This window comes from Stenotrophomonas sp. P5_A8 (genome assembly GCF_056400545.1).
Window position 1 is genome coordinate 1 of record NZ_JBFULB010000379.1, and the last position, 3,468, is coordinate 3,468.

The following is a 3,468-nucleotide window of genomic DNA, read 5'->3' on the forward strand; positions in this document are numbered from 1 at the left end:
CATCTCAACCGTCGGCATCCCCTCTGACCCCTGCACGCCGTCTCGTGACTTAAGGGAGCCCTGCCCCATCCCCAAATCCGGAAGACGGCCATCGATAGCCAAACGCACCTRTCAAAGCGTGCCATCCGAACGTGGTGCCTCGGTCAACAACAGTCAACTTGATCAATACCAACCAAGGTAGAGCGTCGCCACTCCCCACGTATCGATCAAGCCGTGCGCCAACACGAGCGACCAGAGGTTGCGCCCAGATCGGAGGTAGGCAAACCCAAAGAGTGCACCGACCAGACCCGTCACGAGGATTCCCGACAGCCCTTGATTTGCATGCATGAGGCCGAAGACCAGTCCGCCCGTCAACGACGCGGGATAGATGCGACCAGGCACCCCACCGAATAGCGCGTGAAGCTGGTGCATGAGGAACGCGCGAAAGACGAGTTCCTCGCCGATTGCCGCACTAAGCCAAGCGCCAGCAACAAGCGTCAGTGCAGCAGGCAAATTGCCAAACAACGGTCCGTAGCCGCTGTAGTCGGCCTTTGTGTCCGTCAGATGATCCACGAGGGGTTGAATGAGCGGGTCGACAAGGCCCACGACAATCCCGACCACCAGGGCCGTCCACGCCAGCGTCTGGCCGAGTGATCGCCGTTGCAGCCCGCAATACGACGGTGAGCGCATCTCCATCCAAACGAACGTCATGCCCAGCAGACCGACGAAGGGCATGCGCCAAGGGAATGGGAGCCACGGAAAATATGCCAATGCAAGCACGCATGCCACCAGCAGCAGCCTGATGGGCATCGCTATCCGGACGTGCGGGCGTGAGGGCACTGTCGAGTCAGAGGTGTTCTGCATAGGGAATTCCTGGTGTCAAAGGTCAGCCATCACTTTGAGAGCGGTCTAAGTCCCTTGCAGCGACTGACGCCACAAGGCGTGGAAGTGGTGGACAGGACCCTGACCCTGGCCTACGTCGAGCTTCTCAGCTGCGCTTATCGCACCGCTTAGATAGGCCTTCGCCTCCCCTACTGCATCGGCTACGGGCATTTTGGGAATCAACGCGGCAAGTGCCGCCGATAGCGTGCAGCCGGTTCCATGCGTGTTGCGCGTGGCGATCCTCGGTGCGTTGAAGGTCCACCTCCCTCCATGTCCGGCCAGCAGGTCAGTGCTCTCAGCACCCTTCAGGTGTCCGCCCTTCAACAGCACCCACTCGCTCCCAAGATTCACCATTGCATCCAGGGTTTGATGCATCTGCTCAATGCTGGCGGCCTCCGGTACACCAAGCAAATCACTGGCCTCGGGCAAGTTGGGAGTGACGATCGTGCATAGCGGGAGCAGCTCATCTCTCAGCACCGCAACCGCGTCTTCCTCCAAGAGGCGGTCACCACTTTTGGCCACCATCACTGGATCCAGAACAATAGGGCACGTGGCACGCTCACGGAGCGTCTTGGCGATGGCTCGGGCAACGCCCGCGTTGGCAACCATGCCAATTTTGATTGCATCCACGCGCACGTCATCGAAGACAGCCTCAAGCTGTGCCTGCACGAAATCGGGGTYAAGCGCTACAAATCGCCGGACACCTTGGGTGTTTTGGGCGACAACGGCAGCAATGACAGTCATGCCATAGGCACCCAGCGCTGAGAACGCTTTAAGGTCTGCTTGAATGCCGGCGCCGCCGGTGGGGTCTGTTCCTGCAATGCTCAAAACGTTGGGGATCACGTGTTCCTCCAAAACCCGGTCAACCGCAGAGCCCGAGAGCTTGGCGCTCGGCCTGCGCAGGGTGAACTGCCGATTCGTTCACTTCGACGAGGGGAGCGAGTCACGTTCACTTTTCAGTGCCGCTCGCAGGAATCGGATGACAGCCGCACCACCCTCGCGATCCGCGCGCGCATAGCCCTTGGGAGTGCCGCCCACTTGGAGGTGAGGACCTAGGTCGTGTCGATACGTGGTTGGCTGCCAGAACAGGGAGATCAAGTGCCCGGCATCACTGAAATAGACGATCTCGTCCGGCTTATCACGATGATGATTCGCCAGATAGCCACTCGCCACCGCCGCCATCTCACCAGAGAGACCAAGCTGATCGTCTCCCGCTGCTACGAGCATGAGCGGGCCGTTGATCTTCTCGATCGGCAACATGGCAGATTTCAACGCTGACTGTGCCGTAGCGTCTTCCTCATCAAACCATCGCGAATCCTCCATATACGGCAGGAAGGGCAGATCTTTCCCCTTCAAGGTCAGACCGGGCTCATCGACCGCACGGAAATCGGCTGGTGCGATATCTCGCCGTATGCCTCGGAAGGGCGCTGGACTTCCCACTATCGAGACCACGGCGCGCAGGCGCTGGTCATGCGACGCGGCGGCCATCGCAATCGTCCCGCCCCAGGACCCTCCCAACACACCTATTCCAGACGCGTCGACGTAGCTTTGCTCTTGCAGCCAATCCACCGCCACCGAAACGGGATCAATCGGAACCCGCACGAGGTCCTTGGGCAAGCCAGGCATGCGGTAGTAAGCCACTGACATGGCCAGGAACCCATGAGAGGCAAGCCACGCGGCGTACATGTTTGCGCTCTCAATACCACCCTCGGAGCCACCGAGCGTAATGACGACGGGATGACGGCGACCGTCTGTCAGCACTCTCCTGGGTGCGTAGATGTTGGCGACCAAGCCAGGAGACTCGACAGTGAACGCCGAGACGTCTTCGCCGTCAATCCAGCGGCGGAGTTGGACGGTTTCCGCGACGTTCCCTTCAACAACCATTTCGAGCGTGAAAATCGCAGGCTCGAATCGCAAGTCTCCCTCCCTCCTTTTGATGGGGAAAGGCGAAGGCCTTCCTGGACCGTCCGGTTTCATCGACCAGAACAGTCCCGTCTGATCGACTCCCGTATAGCTGCCCGCCTCGGCGGCCGTCGTCGTGGGGTCAACCCTACCTTCCAGATCTGCTCGATAGACCGCGTTGGAGCGCCAGTTGGTGCCTTTGGAGTCCCGCATGGCCAGCCGAAGCTCAACGACATCCGTAGGCCGCATGCCTGAGATAGACACCCCCAGTGGCGCGTCAGCTCGACTGTCTGCCGAGACGATGCTCAGTGTCGCGGCATAACTATTGGCGCAAGCCAGAAGGAGCGATAGGAGGGCGAATCGACGCATTCAGGGGGCACTCTGAGGGTGACTTCAGAGCTTGCGAGCAGGACGCATACCTGAGACGGACTTTGGCGTGAGCCGTGCTCTACGTGGCACCAATCGTGCAGACATCTACGGCAATCGCGGCAAATTGGCTTCGAGTTGTGTTCGGAACTGTCGGCTGACCCGGAGGATCGTGCCGTCAATGAGTTCCAATAGAGCGTCCTGGTTTCGCGCGGAACGAAGTGCTGCGATGCGCCTTACATTCACCAATGAGGATCGGTGGATACGGAGAAATCCGCTCGGTTCCAACGCCTCCGCAAGACTTGCCATGCTATCGCGGCGCAGATACGTGTCCTTTCC

Annotated in this window: 4 protein-coding genes; all 4 read right to left on the reverse strand. The window is 59.8% G+C overall.

Annotation, left to right across the window (positions count from 1 at the left end):
- Window positions 1-162 precede the first annotated feature (162 nt).
- Entirely contained in the window at window positions 163-714 is a 552-nt protein-coding gene (locus tag AC1DQP_RS18285; protein ID WP_457320351.1) for a CPBP family intramembrane glutamic endopeptidase, read from the reverse strand.
- Between the two features lie 174 nt (window positions 715-888).
- A complete protein-coding gene (thiD, locus tag AC1DQP_RS18290; protein WP_478052176.1) occupies window positions 889-1,704 on the reverse strand; it encodes a bifunctional hydroxymethylpyrimidine kinase/phosphomethylpyrimidine kinase in 816 nt (271 codons plus the stop codon).
- Window positions 1,705-1,782: 78 nt separating this feature from the next.
- Entirely contained in the window at window positions 1,783-3,132 is a 1,350-nt protein-coding gene (locus AC1DQP_RS18295; protein WP_478052177.1) for an acyl-CoA thioesterase/BAAT N-terminal domain-containing protein, read from the reverse strand.
- 105 nt (window positions 3,133-3,237) lie between these two features.
- The coding region (locus AC1DQP_RS18300) for a LytTR family DNA-binding domain-containing protein (RefSeq protein WP_478052178.1) at window positions 3,238-3,468 on the reverse strand (231 nt) is incomplete at its 5' end.